The 18306-nt window shown below is 72.2% G+C and carries 13 protein-coding genes; 6 read left to right on the top strand and 7 right to left on the bottom strand.

Annotation, left to right across the window (positions count from 1 at the left end; translation table 11 throughout):
• Positions 1 to 34: 34 nt before the first annotated feature.
• Complete coding sequence (locus VI078_01715; protein ID HEY5998005.1) at positions 35 to 373, bottom strand: hypothetical protein; 339 nt, start codon at positions 371 to 373, stop codon at positions 35 to 37.
• Here VI078_01715 and VI078_01710 point away from each other — a divergent pair.
• Positions 366 to 1199 (top strand): radical SAM protein, encoded by an 834-nt coding sequence (locus VI078_01710; GenBank protein ID HEY5998004.1) that lies wholly within the window; start codon positions 366 to 368, stop codon positions 1197 to 1199. The two genes, VI078_01715 and VI078_01710, sit on opposite strands and share 8 nt — an antisense overlap.
• Here VI078_01710 and VI078_01705 read toward each other — a convergent pair.
• The gene (locus VI078_01705) at positions 1186 to 3537 is read right to left on the bottom strand and encodes a hypothetical protein (GenBank protein HEY5998003.1); all 2352 of its coding nucleotides are present in this window, start codon (positions 3535 to 3537) and stop codon (positions 1186 to 1188) included. The genes VI078_01710 and VI078_01705 overlap by 14 nt on opposite strands.
• A 7-nt stretch (positions 3538 to 3544) precedes the next feature.
• Entirely contained in the window at positions 3545 to 4291 is a 747-nt protein-coding gene (locus VI078_01700) for a dolichyl-phosphate beta-glucosyltransferase (GenBank protein HEY5998002.1), read from the bottom strand.
• 168 nt (positions 4292 to 4459) lie between these two features.
• Here VI078_01700 and VI078_01695 point away from each other — a divergent pair, with 168 nt between their 5' ends.
• Both VI078_01695 and VI078_01690 read left to right on the top strand, forming a co-directional pair.
• The gene (locus tag VI078_01695) at positions 4460 to 5752 is read left to right on the top strand and encodes an SGNH/GDSL hydrolase family protein (GenBank protein HEY5998001.1); all 1293 of its coding nucleotides are present in this window, start codon (positions 4460 to 4462) and stop codon (positions 5750 to 5752) included.
• Complete coding sequence (locus tag VI078_01690) at positions 5749 to 6930, top strand: SGNH/GDSL hydrolase family protein (GenBank protein HEY5998000.1); 1182 nt, start codon at positions 5749 to 5751, stop codon at positions 6928 to 6930. Before VI078_01695 ends, VI078_01690 begins: the two co-directional genes overlap by 4 nt.
• 7 nt (positions 6931 to 6937) lie before the next feature.
• On the opposite strand, the gene VI078_01685 is transcribed toward VI078_01690, so the two are convergent.
• The gene (locus VI078_01685; GenBank protein ID HEY5997999.1) at positions 6938 to 8107 is read right to left on the bottom strand and encodes a hypothetical protein; all 1170 of its coding nucleotides are present in this window, start codon (positions 8105 to 8107) and stop codon (positions 6938 to 6940) included.
• 221 nt (positions 8108 to 8328) lie between these two features.
• Here VI078_01685 and VI078_01680 point away from each other — a divergent pair, with 221 nt between their 5' ends.
• Positions 8329 to 9846 (top strand): hypothetical protein, encoded by a 1518-nt coding sequence (locus tag VI078_01680; protein HEY5997998.1) that lies wholly within the window; start codon positions 8329 to 8331, stop codon positions 9844 to 9846.
• Positions 9847 to 9850: 4 nt separating this feature from the next.
• Positions 9851 to 10558 (top strand): polyprenol monophosphomannose synthase, encoded by a 708-nt coding sequence (locus VI078_01675; protein ID HEY5997997.1) that lies wholly within the window; start codon positions 9851 to 9853, stop codon positions 10556 to 10558.
• Between the two features lie 10 nt (positions 10559 to 10568).
• Here VI078_01675 and VI078_01670 read toward each other — a convergent pair whose 3' ends face one another.
• The 3 genes from VI078_01670 to VI078_01660 are packed head-to-tail and all read right to left on the bottom strand — an operon-like array spanning position 10569 to position 16440.
• On the bottom strand, positions 10569 to 12776 hold the full coding sequence (locus tag VI078_01670; GenBank protein HEY5997996.1) for a hypothetical protein: 2208 nt from the start codon (positions 12774 to 12776) through the stop codon (positions 10569 to 10571).
• Complete coding sequence (locus VI078_01665) at positions 12773 to 14686, bottom strand: tetratricopeptide repeat protein (GenBank protein HEY5997995.1); 1914 nt, start codon at positions 14684 to 14686, stop codon at positions 12773 to 12775. Before VI078_01665 ends, VI078_01670 begins: the two co-directional genes overlap by 4 nt.
• A 47-nt stretch (positions 14687 to 14733) precedes the next feature.
• A complete protein-coding gene (locus VI078_01660) occupies positions 14734 to 16440 on the bottom strand; it encodes a tetratricopeptide repeat protein (GenBank protein ID HEY5997994.1) in 1707 nt (568 codons plus the stop codon).
• An 86-nt stretch (positions 16441 to 16526) separates the two neighbouring features.
• Here VI078_01660 and VI078_01655 point away from each other — a divergent pair.
• A partial coding sequence (locus VI078_01655) for a tetratricopeptide repeat protein (protein ID HEY5997993.1) occupies positions 16527 to 18306 on the top strand: 1780 nt, incomplete at its 3' end.

The raw sequence follows: 18306 nt of genomic DNA, 5'->3' as shown, positions 1-18306 counted from the left end.
CAATGGAGGGTGCCTGGCCAAACCCGCTGCCGCGTCATCCTGCGCCGCGCGCGGCGTCGGGGCGGCTGAGGCTCGCGTAGAGCCTGAGCGCGTCTTCGAGGGAGTGGTCCATGTTGTTGTATTGGAAGGTGCCGCTCCTTCCCAGGAGCAGGAGGTTGCGGTGGCGGCGCAGCGCTTCCTCCGCCCTGGCATAGCGCTCGCAGTAGCCCAGGGCGTAGATCGGGTACGCTTCGCGCGCCCGCTCCACCGTGACGCCGAGGATGTCGCCCTCTTCCCTGACCGCCCCGACGCGCACGAGGGCCTCGCGGATTGCCGGCTCACGCTCCAGCGGCTGCTCCCACACGGGCTCCGAGCAGGTGCTCTCCGTGATCACCGAGTTCCGCAGGCTCGGCGGCGCCCGCATTGCCCTCTGGGGCGGGGAGCCGCTGATCCGCGACGACATCGGCGCCATCATCCGGCATTGCCGGACGCTGCGACTCATCACCAGCCTCGACACCAACGGGGCGCTGGTGCCGCAGAAGATCGGCGACCTGGCGGGGCTCGACGTGCTGGTCGTTAGCTTCGACGGCGAGGAGCGCGTGCACGACGCCAACCGGGAGCCCGGCAGCTTCGCCAAGGTGATGGACGCGTTTGCCGCCGCATGCCCGGTCCTGCCGGTGTGGACGATCACGGTGCTCACGAAGAACAACCTGGGGTCGATTGACTTCATCCTGCGGACCGCACGGGAGCGCGGCTTCTCGACGACGTGGCAGGTGCTGCACCACCAGGCGCTCGGATCCGCCGAGGCGCCGGACCTCATGCCCTCGGCGCAGGAGTACCGCGATGCGATCGAGCTGCTCATGGCGCGCAAGAGAGAAGGCGCCCCCGTCCTGAACTCCCTGCGCTACTTCCGTTACCTTCACGACTGGCCGGACTTCCGGCAGGCGTACCTGAAGCCCACGCACCACGGGCTGGGCTGCTCCGCGGGCCAGCTCTACTGCAACGTCGATGCGGACGGCCGGCTCTACCCGTGCAGCGTCATGGTCGGCCTGATGGACGCGAAGAACGTCCTGACGGACGGGTTCAAGGCCGCCTTTGATCACAGCGCCGTCATTCCCTGCCAGTCCTGCTCGGCCGGGTGCTACATCGAGTACAACTACCTCTACTCGCTCGACATCGCGGTCGTCCTCAACTGGCTGAGACAGCTCACCGGAAGGTAGCCGGCGCGCCGGGCTGGCCGGCGGGCGGTCGCCGCCGGCCCCGGCGGCGGAGGACGAATCCGGCGGCGGCCACGCCGATGGTCGTGCACAGCGAGACCGCGGCCCAGAAGCCGAGGCCGCGCGGCGCGTACTGCAGCCTGATACGATGGGTGCCACGTCCCAGCGGTATGGCCTGAAGCACATAGTCCGCCCTGAGGATGCGGTATTCCGCCTGCGAGGATCCGGGAAGGGCCGTCGCCCGCCACCCGGGGGAGAAGGGGTCCGTCAACAGCAGCAGCGTCGGGCCATTGGACTCGGCCTCCACGACGACTTCGTCGGTTGAGGCGCTCACCGCCCGCGCCGTCCCATGGCCATCGCCCGCATGCGGCGGCGATCCCGCGGGGAATACCGGCGCCTCTTCGAGCACCACGGTGCGATAAGGGTCGAACCCGGGCTGGCGAAGGGCCGCGAGGATGGCTTCCCGCGAGGGCGCGGCGACGGCGTACCCGGGGACCGGCAGAGCGCGGGGCAGGTGCGGGAACGGACCGGCCACATCGAGGCCGCCCGCCGCCGCGGGCGAAACGACATAGCGCAGCCGCAGCAGCGCCAGCAACGGATCGAGACGCTGCAGGGGAATGTCCACGGCGGGCGTGTCCAGGGGAGCATCCTGGGAGAACGCCACGAACTCGGCGTATCGCCGGGGAACGAAGGGGTCGTAGCCCCAGATGTCCCTGGCGCCCGTGCTCATCGCGCTGTCCGGGTGGTCCGCGACGTGGACGCGGTAGTCGCCGCTGTCGCCGCGCAGCGCGCCGGCCACGTCCGGCCGGCGGGCGCCCTCAATCGGAAACGTCGCCAGGTAGGCGCGGTCGAAGCAGAACACCTCCACGACGGCCAGAACGAGGAGGGCTGGCGCGAATCCGCGCCGCCGCCGCGCCACTGCCGCGAGGACCGCCATGGCGGCGAACGTGACGGCCGCGACGGCGAGCGCGCGGGACGCGGCCCCGAGAGTCGATCGCAGAAACTCGCCGCTCGCCGCCAGGTCGGGGCCCAGTTCGTAGCTCTGACGGCTGCCGGCGACCGCCGCGACGAAGGCTCGCCACCACGCCGGCGCCGCCGTTTCGCTCGCGTTCCAGCCGAGGCCGGCGAGCGCGCCCGTGGCGACAGCCGCCGCCGCAAGGACCCATGGGAGCGCTTGCCGCCGCTCCGGTTCCTCGAGCAGGGACTGGAACCCGCGCGCGGCGAGCAGGACCAGGAACAGGCTCGCCGGGAGCGCCCACTTCGAGGCCCCGCGGAAGTGCCCGAACGGCGGGACGTGGTCGTAGAGCACGCGAAAGAGCGGAGTCGTGTCGCCCAGCGCGAGCAGGACCATGAGCAGCGCCACCCCGAGGATCGGCCACCGGTCGTGGTCCGCCTTCCTGCCCAGCGCCAGGAGCGCCGCGACGAGCCCGGTGCAGCCGAAGAAGAGCTGGGTCTCCCAGAGGTACCAGCGTCCCCAGTACCCCTCGCCGCCGGCCCCGCCCCAGACGAACGGGCTCACGAGCGTGAGCAGGTTCTCCAACGGGAGGGAGAACATCGCGGCGTACTCGAAGGGGACCTTTCCCGAGCGCAGGCTGCCGGCCGACGCCTGCGCGGTGGCCGCGAGCTGGAAAGCCGTCATGCCCGCCGCGAGCAGCGGGATGAGCGCGAGCAGCAGCGCTTTGCGGCCCTTCGCGGCGACCTCCGTCAGGCGCAGAACAGCGTAGAGCCCCGCCGCCGCGCCGATGTGGAACACAAACTGCGGGTAGCCCGCGAGCAGCATCATCGCCGTCGCGGCCGCGCCCGCGAGCGCCGGCCCGGGGCGTGCGTCCGCCGCAACGGCGTCCACGGCCCAGAACAGCAGGGGCGCCCACGGGAGCAGGCAGATCATCGTCTGGTGCCCGGCGAGCACGCGCGAGAACTGGGCGCCGCACCCGAGGTACAGGATTCCGGCGACGAGCGCGGGAAGCAGGGGGGCCCCCCGGCTGCGCACCCACCACCCCATGCAGATGCCGGCGAGCGACAGGTGCAGCATGATTGAGGCGTTGAACGCCCACGCCAGGGGGAGGAACAGGAAGAGGAGATTGGGGGGGTAGCACAGCGCGAACTGGATGTTGCCGAGCGCCGGCATGCCGCTGAAGATGCGGGGGTTCCAGAGCGGCAGGTGGCCGCGCGCGATCTCCCCGAAGCCGAACTCGCGCTGGCCGACGAACTGCAGGAAGAGGTCGCCGGATTCCGAACCGAGGACCCGCCCGTCGCCCCGCAGCAGCGGGGGGACGCACAGGAGCAGGACGTACGCGACGGGGACCACGACGAGCGGCCACCGCCGTCCGGGCCCGTTCACCGGCCGGTCACCGCCCCGCCGGCCCGGCCCCGGGGCGCCTGAGACGCCACCAGACGCCGCCCAGATCGCGGAGGCTGCGCAGGACGTCGCGCACGGGGTGGACCGTCGAGCGCGGTCCCTGGCTCCAGCTCACCGGGACGGCGCGGATCGACAGGCCGCGGTTCGCCGCCGCCGCCAGGATTTCCACGTCCCACGTCCAGCGCTCCGAGCGGCAGGCCGCGAAGAGCGCGCGGGCGACCTCGCCCCGGAAGAGCTTGAAGCCGCAGTTGAAGTCCGTGACGCGCACGCCGGTGAGCCGGCGCGAAAGGAGGGCGTAGCCCTTGCCGAGGAAGCGCCGCAGCGGCGGCTGCGGCGTCCCCAGGGCTGCGCCCCGGCCCCAGCGGTCGCCGATGGCGATGTCCGCGCCGCGCCGAAGGGCGTCGAGCAGGTCCCCGATCGCGGCGGGAGGCGTGCTCCCGTCGGCATCGCAGACGAGCACCGGGTCGCCGCGCGTGAGCAGCACGCCGGTCCGCACGGCGGCGCCCTTGCCGCGGTTGGCGGGATGGCGCGTGGCCCGGATGCCCGGCTCGCGCGCAAGCCGCTGCGCCACCTCCCAGGTCGCGTCCAGGCTGCCGTCGTCCACCAGGATGAGCTCCCAGGCGCGGGGGAACGTCCGTTCGAGCACGCTGGCGAGGGCCCGCGCCGTCCGCTCGAGGACGGCCTCCTCGTTGAAACAGGGGATGACGGCGCTGATCTCCGGCCCGCTTTCACCCATGTCCGTCCGATTCTTCTGGCAGGGCCGTCGAATGTCAAGGATTGCCGCGCGGACGCGGCCGTCGCCGTTCGTCCCCGCGCCGGGCGAGCTTCGCCGCCTGAAGAAGTGGTACCATAGCTTCCCAATGTGTTGTCCGACGGAGCGCGTTCGACGGGGGGCCTTCCGTCGTTGAAGATCTCGCCGGCGCTGCGGGCCCTGTCTTCGTCACGGGTCCTCTTCGCCCTCTACCTGGTGGTCGCCGTGGTCGCGCTGGCCGAGCTCGGGATTCGCGTCTGGGTTTCGCACGAGATCGGGCCGCGCGCGCTCCTGTACGGCACCGCCTGGGATCGCAACACCAACCCCGACCAGGCCGAGCGCCGCTGGCGCAGGACGGTGACCGACGAGCGCTTCCGGCGCGACAACGAGCAGCACGAGCTGGCGGAATCGCGCCCTGACTCGGTTGAGCGACTCGGCGATCAGCACACCGGGTACGCCAAGTTCTTCCCGAACGAGACCAAGTCCACCCGCGACGTGGAGACGGGCGAGCGCATCCGCGTGACGATCAACAGCCACGGGTTCCGAGGCCAGGAGTTCGGCACGCAGAAGCCGCCGGACGTCGTGCGGGTCCTCACGCTGGGGTCGTCCTCGACCTTCGGGTACTACGACCGCGATGACGAGACCTACCCCTTCTATCTGGAGCGTTTCCTCAACGACCGGTGCGCCGGCACCCGTCGCTTCGAGGTGATCAACTTCGGCATACCCCACGAGACCTCCGGTGAGACTGCGGCACTGTTTCTTGCGGAAGGCCTCCCCCTGGCGCCTGACGCCGTGACCTTCTACGACGGGCGCAACGACACCGTCGGCACCGTAGTGCCGACGACCTGGGGCGGCAGGGCGCGGCTCGCCCTCACCGCGCACTCGCTCCTGGCGCTGTTCGTCGACAGGGTCCTGATCGGCGGCCACGACATCGTCGACGAGGCGGCGGACAAGTTCGACCTGGACGCAGATCTCCGCAGCGCGATCTTCCTGAGGAACCTCGAGGTGATTCGCGAGGCCTGCGCGGCGCTGGGCATCCACCTGGTCGTCGCGAACCAGCAGGCCACCGCCGCGGCACCGTACCCCCGTCCGTTGCGGGAGCGCCTCGGACGGCGTGGCGTGACCTACGCCGAGGAGGCGGACCGGCTCGCCGCGCGGATGGCGTGGGGATCGGCGATCGACTACTACGAGTACGCGCTGCTGCTCCATCGGCGGCTGATGGACGACCTGCGTGGCTGGGCTCGGACCCGCTCGGTGCCCTTTGTCGACGTCATCGCCGCCCTCGATCACGACCGGGACCAGCTCGTGTCCTGGGTGCACCTGACCCCGGCGGCCAACAGGGTCGTCGCCGGGCTGTTTGCCGAGGAACTGGCGCGTCGCTTCTGCCCCGACGCCCCGGGCCCTGCCGCGACCGACGGCCGGCGCGCGGGAGAGACTGGGCGGTGAGACGCAGTCGAGCGGTGCGGACGCTGGGGCTGGCGGCCGTCTGCCTGCTCTTCCAGGAGGTGGCGTTGCGGCTCGTGTTCCCGCTCCCCGAAATCAGGGGGCTCAACCGCATTGATTACATGAGCATCGGGCTGGAGGGGGGCGACACCAAGGCGATCCGCTCGATCAGGGTCGTTCACGACGACGTTCTCGACCGGGTGCGGGTGGTTCACCGGCTCAACGAGTACGGCTTCCGGGGCGGTCGCTGGGCGGCCCGCAAGGCGCCGGGCGCGCAGCGGGTGCTGTTCGTCGGCGACAGCTTCGTGGAGGGCGGGCTGACGCCCGACGGGGAGACGATTCCCGAGGGTTTCGAAGCCGATCTGAGGCGCCAGGGGCTCTACGTCGAGGCCCTGAACCTCGGGGTGAGCGGCGCCGGCCTGGAGTCGGAGCTCCGGCTGATTGTCGACGCCGCTCCGCAGCTGCGCCCGGACATTCTCCTCCTCGTCGTCTACGCCAACGACCTGCCGGCCGACGTGGGGGTGCCGCGGCCTCGTTCCTTCGGAACCTACCCCGCGTGGAAGCCCCGCTTCCTGGAGTTGCTGGCGATGGCGCGCAACCGCGAGCAGCTTCCCTGGCGCTGGCCGTGGCGCATGGCCAACTTCCTCCAACCGGTCCCGAGCCCCAACAACCCCTGGAGCGATCCCGAGTTTGAACGGCAGTTCGCGGAGCACGTCTCGCCACGCGTGCTCGCGCTCATGAAGTCGGCCCGTTTCAGCCCCTACCGGATGGGGGGCTCGCAGTATCTGGAGACGGACCTGAGGACGCCGTTCGACCTCCGGGGGGCGCTGGGCGGTTTGCGGGAATACCTGTCGAGGCTCGGCTGCCGGCTGCTGGTCGTCTACATCCCGGAGCGCGGGACGGTGACGAACTACTACCAGCGCTTCGAGCGGGAGTTCAGCCTCGGGTACCCGGAAGGGGTCGACATGACCGGGCCGGCCTATCATCTGCACCGCCGTCTGCTTCGGGAGCAGTGCGGGGACACGGGCGTGCCGTTCCTGGATCTCACCGACTTCATCAAGCGGGAGGAGGACGCCGGCCGCCACCTGTACTTCGACTACGACGACCACCTGTCGGGGCCGGCCTCGAGCCTCGCCGGCGGCCTCGTCGCGCGGTGGTTCGCCGGCGCGGGCGGCGGCTGATCGAAGGCTAGGGAGCGGCGCGCCGCGGCGGGACGTACGCGTCGAGGAGCCGGGCGAGATAGCGGTGGCCCTCGGCGTTGAAGTGCGTGTCATTCGCGATGAAGTACTTCCGGTACGTTGCATCGGGATCGGGCGTCGCGGTGCCGATGAACGCTGGAAAGAGGTTGACGAAGCTGGCGCCGTTGTCGCGTGCAAAGCGTTCCCAGTAGCGCACCTGCAGGCTGTCGAGGTCGTGCGCGTAGATCTGGAGCGGGGCGGGGTAGACCACCAGCGTCAGCCGGATGCCACGGTCGCGGCAGAGCCTCGCCAGCGCCTCCATGTGCGAACCGGCGATCTTCAGTCCTTCCTCGCCCCACTGCCGGAAGGCCTCGGGGTCGATCGTCCAGTGCCACCGGCCGTTCTCGGGCTCCGGGACGGCCTCCATCCGGCGACGGTCCTCGTCGCTGTACGACAGGCCCGAAACGGCGATGTCCCGGTGGGACCAGCGTTCGGGGTCGAAGACGGTCTCGATCCGCTTCTCGCGGGGGCGGACCAGCCGCTCGTAGAGCGTGTGGTAGGCGAAGGAATTGCGGTAGAGCGCGCCGTCCACCGCGAGTGAGACCCGGTCGAGCAGCGCCGGCAGCCGGGGCGTGAAGCTCTTGTATCTGATCTCGTCCTGGATGTCCGTGATGTCGATGAAGACGAACAGTTCGTCGAAGCGCAGGCCCACGTTCTCGAGCAGGAACTTCGTCTTCAGGTAGTAGATCGTCGGCGAATAGCTCAGCGCCGCGGCATTCAGCAGTTCCACGTCCTTCCGTGCCGGCTCGGCCGCCAGCACGCCGATGAAGCTCTCCGCGTAGGGCACGCCGAGGGCCTCGACGACCGAGTCCCCGATGAAGACGACCCGCGTGCCGGCGGGACGCAGGGACACCTGTCGCGCTGCGGAGTCCCGGAAGCCGAGCGAGTCCGTGACCATGGGGTACTCGATGTCCCCCCAGCGCGCGGCGCCGGAAAACCCGGGGACGAGCGTGTGATGGTAGTAGGGGTGCCTGCTCCGGAAAGAGAAGGTCTTCGGTTCGAGGAAGATGCGCAGCGCCGCCAGGTCGACGGCCACGGCGAAGGCGAGCACGAGGGTGATCAGCGTCGTCGCCGGGTGCCGCTCGAACCAGGTGCCTCGCGGACGGGCATTGTCGGGCATGACGCGACGATTCTTCGGGCGGGGCCCCGGAATGTCAAGGTTGCCCGTGACCCGGCGAGGTCGCGGCGTCGGGCCGCATCCGCGTCTCTGGGCGCCCGGCGGCGTGTGCTATAGTGCCCGCGGCGGAGGCGGCGCATGCACCTGGCGGATTTCCCGAGAACCGGCTGGAGTCGAGTTCCGCGGCGCCCTGCCCGGGGGGACGCCAAGGGCGAGGTCGCCGCTTGAGGCTGAAGGCCCGCCCGGGCGAGGGCGCGCGGGCGCTCGTCGTCGCCCTCGCGCTGGGGGCCGCCACGCTGGCGGTGTATTCGCGTGTTCTCGGCCACGAGTTCCTCGCCGACTACGACGACTGCTACTACGTCACCGAGAACGCCACGGTCCTGGGCGGGCTCACGCCGGCGGCCGTCCGCTGGGCCTTCACGACGACCGACGCGGCGTTCTGGCACCCGTTGACGTGGCTGTCACACATGACCGACGTCACGCTGTTTGGCCTGAACCCGGCCGGGCACCATGTGACGGCGGTTCTTCTGCACGCCGCGGCGGCGCTGGCGCTGTTCATCGCGCTGCGCGCGGCGACGGGCGCGCTCTGGCGCAGCGCGCTCGTGGCGGCGCTCTTCGCCATGCACCCGCTGCACGTGGAGTCGGTCGCCTGGGTCTCGGAGCGCAAGGACGTCCTCTGTGCGCTCTTCTGGTTTCTCGGCATCGCCGCCTGGGTGGCCTACGTCCGCAGGCCGGGACCGCTGCGCTATGCCGCTGCGTTCGGGGCCTATACCGCAGCGCTGATGTCGAAGTCGATGGCCGTGACCTTCGTCTTCGTCCTGCTGCTGCTGGACTTCTGGCCCCTCGGGCGGCTTGGCCCGGCGGGCGGGGCGGCCTCGCGGGAGAAATGGCGTCGCTCGCGCCGTCGCGTCTTGCTCGAGAAGGTCCCCTTCCTCCTGCTGGTGCCCGTCGCGGCGGCGCTGTCGTACCGTGCGCAGATCGCGTTCGGCTCCGTCACGCGGGAGGCGGCCTATGCGCTGGGGTATCGCGTGGCGAATGCGTTGCTCTCCTACGCCGAGTACCTCGTGCAGGCGCTCTACCCGCGCGACCTTGCCGCCTACTATCCCCACCCCGGCGCCGGCGTCCGGGTGGGGGCGGCGGTCGCCTGCGGCGCGCTGCTGCTCCTGGCCGCCGCGCTGTGCGTGTGGCGCGCGCGCGCCCGCCCGTACCTGGCGGCAGGCTGGTTCTGGTACCTGGGGACACTCGTGCCGGTGATCGGCATCGTCCAGGTCGGCGAGTTCGCGCGGGCGGACCGCTACACGTACGTGCCTCTCGTGGGCGTCTTCGTGGCGGTCGTCTGGGGCGTGGCGGATCTGGGCGCGCACCTGCGCGTGCGCGCTGTGCATCGCGCTGGCGTCGCGGTGGCTGTGCTCACCGCCTTCGCCACGCTGACCTGGGCGCAGTCGGGCTACTGGCGCGACGAGGTCACGCTCTGGACGCGCACGCTGGCGGTCACCCGCGAGAACGGGCACGCCCACATGCAGCTCGGTCTCGCCTGGCTGCGGCGCGGCGAGGCGGAGCGCGCCGCCGGCGAGTTCCGGGAAGTGCTGCGCATCCTTCCCGGCTTCGACTGGGCGATGCAGTTCCTCGCGGAGGCGTTGGAGATGGCCGGGGACCGCGACGAGGCCGCGCTGTGGCGGGAGCGTGCGCGGCAGGCGGGCGCGGCGCCCGGGGGGGCAGGGGCCCGGTTCCCCGCGAGGTGAGCGCGTGCTGTCGATCATCGTCCCGACGCTGAACGAGGCCGAGTGCGTCGGCCCGCTCGCCGAGCGCATCGCCGCCGCCCTCGCCGGGGAGCGCTACGAGGTCATCGTCGTCGACGACGACAGTCCCGACGGGACCTGGCGGGTTGCGGGCGAGCTCCCGGCGCGACTCAACGTCAGGGTCGTGCGGCGGCGCGGTGGCAGGGACCTGAGCCGGGCGGTCGTCGAGGGCTTCGCCGCCGCGGCCGGGGAGCTGATCTGCGTCATGGACGCCGACCTGAGCCATCCCCCCGAGATCCTCCCGGCCCTTCTCGCCGCGGTCAGGGAGCAGGGCGCGGACCTGGCCATTGCGTCGCGGCTGGTCCCCGGCGGCGCCGCCGAGGGGTGGCCCAGGAGCAGGGCACTCAACTCGCGCGTCGCGACGCTGCTGGCGCGTCCGCTGACCGCGGTGCGGGACCCGATGTCGGGGTACTTCCTCTTCCGGCGCGACGTGCTGGCCGGCGTCTCCCTGAAGCCCAGGGGATACAAGATCGGGCTCGAGATCATCGTCAAGGGGAACGCGGCGAAGATCGTGGAGGTCCCCTTTGTGTTCCGCGACCGGACGGCGGGCAAGTCCAAGCTCGGGCTGAGGCAGCGTTTCGAGTACCTCGGTCAGGTGTTCGACCTCTACCTGGAGGCACTGAAGCGGCGCGCGCGGGCGCGGCGCGCCGGCTGAGGCGCCGCGATCAGCGCGGGCAGGCCTCGAACTCGCAGCGGACGAATTCCCGCCAGCGGCGCGCGTCGGCGCTGGCGGGGTGTGCCGCCACCAGGCCGTCGAAGATCCGGCGCACGTCGGCCTCCAGCAGGACCGGCTCCGGCCGCTCCCTGACGGTGTCGAGATAGAGCTCCGCGGCCTGCTCGTAGCGGCCGGCGGCCCCGAGCGCGACCGCGAGGTAGATCCTGCCGCGGCGGTACCCCGGGAGGATGCGGTTGACCGCCGCGAACGCCTCGACGGCGGCCTGCGGGTGGCCGAGCCGCAGGTGCGCCTGCCCCTCGAGAAAAGCTGCGTCTGCTTCGTCGAAGTACCGTGCCAGCAGGCGGCGTGGCTCGTCGCGCCCGGTGAGCGCCGCCAGCCATGCGAGGGCGAACGGATCGCCGGGCGATCGCGCCAGCGTCTCCTCCAGCCGCCGGACGGCGCCATCGCGGTCCCCGCGCAGGGCGGCGACGACCCCGAGATAGAACTCGGGGCGGGATGAGCCGTCGAAGACGCGCGCGAACCGGCGCCTTCCGGCGGCGAGGCCCAGCAGCAGCGGCTCGGCCTCGGCGGGCCGCCCGGCCTCGATGAGGAGGATGGCGCGGTCAAGCTGTCCCGAGAAGTCGGCGGGAGATACGGTGGCAGCCTGCGCCAGAGCGGCTCCGGCGAGGCCCTCCGGCCCGAACGAGAGGCCCGACGGCCGGATCCAGTCCGCCATCCACGGCGTCTGCGCGAGGGCGGCTGCGGTCGCCCGCGCAGCCCCGGCACGGTCGCCTCGCTCGCGGCGCTCCGCCGCCTCGCCGCGCAGCTCTCCCGACTTCGCGTAGACGCTCCACAGGTGCTCGTCCTCGCGCATGACGTCGCTGCGCAGGGAGAAGAGGGCGGTCAGGGGCAGGGCGACGGCCGCGAGCAACGCCAGATTCCTCCGGCGCTGGAGCGCCCAGGCTGCCGCCGCGGCGGCGAAGAAGACGAAGAAGGGCGCGACCGCGACGCGCTGGCGGTCGGTGGCGTAGACGAGCGCCGCCAGGCCGAGCTGGGTTGCCCAGACGAGGTGGAACGGGAGCCAGCGTCGCCAGGCGGGCGCGAGGACCGCCAGTCCGACGACTGCGAAGGCGGAGACGGCGGCGAAGGGGACCGCCGGCAGGGCGCTGTCGCCCAGGCGCCGGTCGAGCAGGAAGGCGGCGAGGACGTCGTGCCGCCGGTAGCCGCCGAGAAACGCCCGCACCTTTCCTGCAAGGCGCCGTGCGGCTTCCCGGGGCTCGTCGCGCAGGAACGCCAGCGCCTTGGCGCTCCAGTAGGCGTTGACCTCGGCGGCGTCGAGCGGCCGGCCGGAGACGCCGCGCGCGATCGTGCGGTAGACCGCGTGCTGGTAGTCGGGCTGTTCCGGGGACTCGCCCGCGACGTCGTCGACCAGCGGCGGGTAGGCGAGCCCGAGGCCGCCTGCCAGTGGGTTGTTCCCCTCGAAGAAGACGTTGCCCGGGTTCATGACCAGCGGCATGTCGCTCCCCGGCCGGGCCGGCGAGAGCGCCGCGGCCGGCACCAGCGCGACCGCGAGCGGCGCGAGGAAGCACAGCGCCTGCGCCCGCCAGGGCCGCCCCGCGCCGGCGCGCAGGCGCAGCCAGAGAGGCACCGCGGCGGCGAGCGGGAGGTACGTCGGGCGGGTGAGCACGCACAGGGCGAGGAAAGCGCCCGCCGCCACGAGAGAGCGCCGTTCCTCCCGCACCGCGAAGAAGGCGAAAGCAAGCAGCAGGAACAGCAGCATCGCCTCGGGCTCGAGAAGCTGCGTGTAGACCAGCACGCTCGCGTTGAGGAGGAACCCGGCGGTCGCGGCCAGCGCGACGCCCGTGGATGCGGCGGCGCGCACCGCGAGGAAGAGCAGCAGCGCGGCGCCGGTCGAAAAGGCGACGTGGAGGATCCGGAACGTCGACAGCGGGTCCAGGCCGGCCATCTGCACGGCGACGTGCAGGGCCAGGTAGAGCTGACTGAAGTCCGCGATGCGCTCCGCGCCGAGCCCGCCACGCAGGTACTGCTCGGCCGCCAGCGGGTACTTGAGGAACGGCGCTTCGGGGGCGCAGACGGCCGCCGCGAAGGCGTGCACGGCGATGCTCAGCGCGGCGAGCGCCGCAAGCACCACGAGCTGGCGCCGGCGGTGTCCCGGCGCCGCCGCTGGCGAGGGCGCGGATCCCGCGGCAGCGATCACGGGACGGCTGCTCCGAGGGGGTCGGGCCGCCTCTCGGCTGCGAGGGCCTGCGCACGCTCGCGATCGGCCGCGGCCCGCTGCTGGTCGCCGGCGGCCGCGTACGCCATGGCGCGGTTCTCGAAGACGGTCGCGGAGCGCGGCTCGATCGCGGCCGCCCGCGTGAAGTCGTCGATCGCGGCCGAAAGGCGGCCCAGCCGCCCCTGTGCGATGCCGCGGTTGACGAGGGCGAGGGTGAACCCCGGGTCCAGCCGCAGCGCGTCGTCGTAGTCGCGGACAGCCTGCTCCTCCGCCCCGGCCATCTGGCGCACCAGGCCGCGGTTGTAGCGGGGCAGCGGATCGTCCGGCGCGAGGGACATCGCGCGCTCGTAGTCCTGCACCGCCTCCGCAGTGCGGCCCAGCGTGTCGAGCACGTTGCCCCGGTTGACGAGGGCGCGCACGGCCCGCGGGTCGATCTCCAGCGCCCGGTCATAGTCCGCCAGGGCCTGCGCCATCCTGCCGCGCGCCTGATGGAGGGCGCCGCGGTTGTAGTAGACCTCTGCGCTGAAGCGCCGTCGCGCCCCGAGCTCGAGCGCCCGGTCGAAGTCGGCCATGGCCGCCGTGTCGTCCCCCGCGGCCGCGCGTGCCATGCCGCGGTACCCATACGCCATGTCGGACGCGGGGTCCTTCGCGATCGCGTCCGTCCACAGCGTGAGCGAGTCCTTCCAGACGCCGACGCGCTCGCGGGCCAGCCCCCCGAAGAGCAGGACCACCGCGGCCGCCCCGGCGGGCAGGAGCACGCCCGCCCAACGGGAGCCGCGCGCGGCGCGTTCTCCCAGCCAGGCGTACGCCTGTCCCGCAGCGAAGAACAGCCCGAAGGAGGGAATGTAGAAATAGCGGTCTGCGGCCGCAGCGGGGCCCACCGGGACGATCTGCAGGACCGGCAGGAGCGTGACGAGGAAGAACAGGGCGGAGAAGGCGGCGGTCCGCGAGCGGCGGCCCCACCAGGCGGCAAGCGCAACGAGCGGCAGGATCACCAGCGGCGCCCACGTGAACGCCGGCGGGAGTCCGCCGTCGGCCGTCCGCGGGATCTGGTACAGAGCCGAGAGACCGGTCGGCACGATCGCCTTCGCGAGATAGAAGAGCAGTCCGTGCGCGGCGATCCGGAGGTTCTCCCCCAGGGCGAAGATGCCGGACCGCAGCGCGCTCTGTTGCGAGACGAGAGCGACGCCGCCGAAGAGCAGCGCCAGCAGGAAGAACGGCGCCTTCTCGATCAGGGCCGCCCGGTCCCGGCGCCTGCCCTGCAGTCGGTCGCAGAGCAGGAGGACCACGGGGAGCGTGACGGCCATCGGCTTGGCAAGGAGCGAGAGCAGGAAGGACGCCAGGGCCAGGCCGTACCAGAGGCGCCGTCGCGTCCCGTCGCGATACTGGAGGTACGCGAGGATGGCGGCGAAGAAGAACGCGGCCGAGAGCACGTCCTTGAACTCGGCGACCCAGGCGACGGACTCCACGTGGAGCGGGTGGACGCCGAACAGGAGCGCGGCGATGCCGGCCGCGCTCGCGCCCGCTCCGAGGCGCAGGGCCAGGCGCAGCACGAGCGCGACGTTCGCACAGTGCAGCAGAAGGCTGGCCGCATGGAACGCGCGCGGGTCGGGTCCAAAGGCGCGGTGGATGAGGCTGAGCACGGCGAGCGTCAGCGGGTGGTAGTTGCCCGCGGTGAAGGAGGTCGCATGGTGGAGGAGATTCGCGCCGCTCAGCCGCTGGACAAAGCGGTTTGCGGTCACGTAGTGGTCGTCGTCCCAGTTGGTGAAGCCGTTGCCCAGGCCCGGCAGGTAGACGAGAAGCGTCGCCGCCAGGGCGAGCACCGCGCCCCAGGGCACGATCGACAGGATGTGGCCGCGGTCCTTTCCCGGCGGATTCGCGGGGATCGCCACTGGATACGAGCACATGGTCGCCGAGAGTATACCGGTTTGGCCCCGCGCTATGGCTCGCGGACACCAAGGCGGCCGGCTTCGGCCAGGTGACGCTCGCCCCCGGTCGTCTCCCCAAGCCTCATCAGGACGACGCCGAGGTTGTGGTGCGCCGGGCCGAAGCCGGGATCGAGCCGCACCGCCTCCTCCAGCGCGACTCGCGCCTGTGCGTCGAGGTCCTTCATGGCCAGAAGGAGCCCCTTCTGGTAGTGCGCCTCCGCGAAGCCGGGGGAGACGGCAAGAATGCCGTCGAGCTCCAGCAGGGCCGCGTCCGTCTCGCCGAGCCTGGCCAGCGCCAGGGCCAGGGAGAAACGGGCCCTGCGGTGCTCGGGGTGTGGCGCCGCGACGCGCCGGTACTCCTCCACCGCCTCGGCGGTCATGCCGCGCGCGACGAGCGCGTCCGCGAGGTTGACGCGGGTCCCGACGTTTCCGGGGTCCATGGCCAGCGCACGCCTGAGGTGCTCCTCGGCCTCGGCATACCGGCGGCGCTCCAGCAGGAAGGAGCCGAGGTTGGCCCGGGCCACGGGATCGTCCGGGTCCACCGTGAGCGCCCGGCTGAAGAGTGAGCCGGAGTCCCGCCAGTAGGGAAGCTGAGCGGCCGAGATGGCGGTGAGGGCTGCGAGCGCCACCACGACCGCCCGATGGACTGCGGCCGCCGGCACCCGGGACCGCGACGCCGTCCACGTCGCCGCCATGTACGCCCCGGCAAGCGGCAGGTACGCGAAGCGGTCCGCGGTGGCCTGGATCCCCGCCTGAAACAGGCCGCTCACCGGGACGAGTGCGGCCGCATACCAGCCGAGGCCGACGCCGAGCGCCGGCTGCTCCCGCCGCCACCGCCACGCCGCGAGGCAGAAGGCCGCCAGCAGACCGGCGGAGAGGAACAGCGCCGCCGCGGACGGCCCGGCCGGAGGAAGCCGGTAGTGGACTGCGAGGACGTCAGGCCAGAGCGCCTTCCGGAGATACCAGCCGAACCCGGCGAGGCAGGTCGCCAGCCGCCGGCCGATCGGGATCGTCCCAAGCGGGGCGACGACCTGCCCGAGCCAATGTCCCGCGAGAGTGAGCGTCGCCGCGGCCGTGGACAGGGCGGCGACGGGGGCGAGGTCCGCCAGCTGTCGGCCGGGCCCGGTCCGCCGTCCGAGGGGCCAGCGTTCGAGAAGCAGCAGGAGCACCGGCAGCACGACGCCCATGGGCTTGGCCAGGAGCGACAGGGCGAACGCGCCGAGGAACAGCCCCCGGTTTGCCCCCGCCGGGTCCCCGAGCCAGGAGCGGTGCAGATGGAGCGCGATCAGCAGCAGGAACATCGCGAGGACGTCTTTGCGCTCGGTCACCCACGCCACCGACTCGACGTGGAGCGGGTGGACGGCCAGGAGGAACGCCGCGGCGACGCTCGGCGCCAGGCGGCCGGTCCACCGTTGGAGCAGCCAGCCGTAGAGGAAGACGTTGGCGGCATGCAGCAGCGCGTTCGTCAGGTGAAAGCCGCCCGGCCACGGCCCGTAGAGGGAGGCGTCCGCCATCAGCGACAGCCAGGTGACCGGGATGTAATAGCCGGCGTGGAAGCCGCCGAGCGCCCACGCCAGCCCCCGCAGGCCGAGGCCCGCCCGAACGGCGTCGTTCTCGCTGACGTAGATGTTGTCGTCGAAGTTCGTCACGCCGAAGCCGATGACGGGAATGTAAAGGAGCACCGCTGCCAAGGCGGGCAACACGAGCGCGGGGGGCATCAGCGCGCGATGATTCCGGAGCGGGAAGGATCCGGGGCGGATCGGGGCCGGAGCGCTCATTCCTGCATCAAGTATACTATGACCGCGTGATCGGAAGGGACGGTGTCGGGGACGCAGGTACGCGCGCGCGGGTGCGGACGGCGCTGCCGGCGCTCCTCGCGGCAGCCCTCGTCGCGCTCGTCGCGGCCTGCTTCCTCCCGTCGCTCGGCAACGAGTTCCTCCCGGACTGGGACGACGGCTACTACCTGATCGACAACCCGATCGTGCGCGGCGGCCTGACGCCGCAGGGCGTGTGGCGGGCGTTCACGGAGCGGCACGGGGCCAACTGGATCCCCCTCACCTGGCTCTCCCACATGGCCGACGTCTCGGCGTTCGGCCTCGTCGCCTGGAAGCACCGGCTGGTCAACGTGGCGCTGCACGCCGCGAACGCGGTGCTCGTCTTCGCCCTGCTGCGCCGCGCCACCGGCGCCCTCTGGGCCAGCGCCCTGACGGCCGCCATCTTCGCCGCGCACCCGTTGCGCGTGGAGTCCGTGGTCTGGGTCGCCGAGCGCAAGGACGTCCTCTCGGCCTTCTTCGGCCTGCTCTCGCTGCTCGCCTACCTGCGCTGGGTCCGCGGCCGGCGGCCGGCGGCGCTGGCGGCGTGCGCCGGGTTGCTCGCGCTGAGCCTGCTGGCGAAGCCGATGCTGGTCACGCTCCCCGTGCTGCTGCTCGCGCTCGATCTCTGGCCCCTCGGGCGCCTGGATGCCCGGACGTGGCGCCGGCGCGTCATCGAGAAGCTCCCGCTCGCCGCGCTCGCCGCCGCGGTCGCGGTGGTCACCCTCGTCACCCAGCAGCGCGGCGGGGCGATGCGCGCGGCGACGCTGGCGGAGCGCGTGCTGAACGCGGTCGTCAGTTACGCGCGCTACCTCGAGCTGACCCTGGTGCCCGCGGGGCTCTCGCCGATGTACGCGGCGGTCCGGGGTGGGCCGGGGCTGGCCGCGTCGGCGGTGTCGTTGGCCACGTTGGCGCTCGTCACCGTCCTCGTCGTCCGCTTCGGCGGTCGCTTCCCCTGGCTGGTCTTCGGTTGGGCGTGGTACGCGGTCGCCCTGGCGCCGGTGGCCGGATTCGTCCCGGTCGGCGCGGCGACGATGGCCGATCGCTACACCTACCTGCCGTTGCTCGGCCCCGTCGCCGCCCTCGTCTGGTCGTGCCGCGCGGGTGTCGCCGCTCGCCCGCGGCTGGCGCGCGGGGCGTTGGCCGCGTCGTGCCTCGCCATCCTCGCCCTCGGCGGCCTCACGGTGCGGCAGGAACGGATCTGGCACGACGAGCTGACGCTGTTCCTCTACGCGAAGGACCACATGCCGCCGTCGGCGGAGGTCGAGTACGACCTCGCGGTCTTCCGCCAGAAGAACGGCGATCTGACGGCGGCCGAGGAGCACTACCGCAGGGCCATCGCGCTCGATCCGGGCAAGGCGGAAGCCATGGTCAACCTCGGGGAGATCCTTTTCGCCCGAGGGGACGGGGATGGGGCGGTCGCCCTCTACCGCGGGGCGATCGCGGCCAAACCGCGCCTGGCGACGGCCTGGAACAACCTCGGCGCGGCACTCGAGGCGGCGGGGCGCGACGGGGAGAGCATCGCCGCCTTTCGTCGCGCGGTGGCGCTGGACCCCGGCTACGTCGCGGCGCACCTCAACCTCGGCGGCGCGCTTGCCGCGCGCGGCGGCGAGGAGGAGGCGCGGCGGCAGTTCGCGACGGCTGCGCGCCTCGATCCGGCCTCGGCGCTCGCGCGCTACCAGTTCGGTGTGGCGCTCGCGCGCGCCGGCCGGCTCGCCGAGGCGGTCGCCGAGCTCTCGGAGGCAGCGGCCCTGGACCCGCAGGACGTCCAGG

This window comes from bacterium, assembly GCA_036524115.1.
Lineage (GTDB): Bacteria > JAUVQV01 > JAUVQV01 > JAUVQV01 > DATDCY01 > DATDCY01.
Note: the sequence above shows the minus strand (reverse complement) of the source record. Positions and strands in the feature narration are given on the sequence as shown.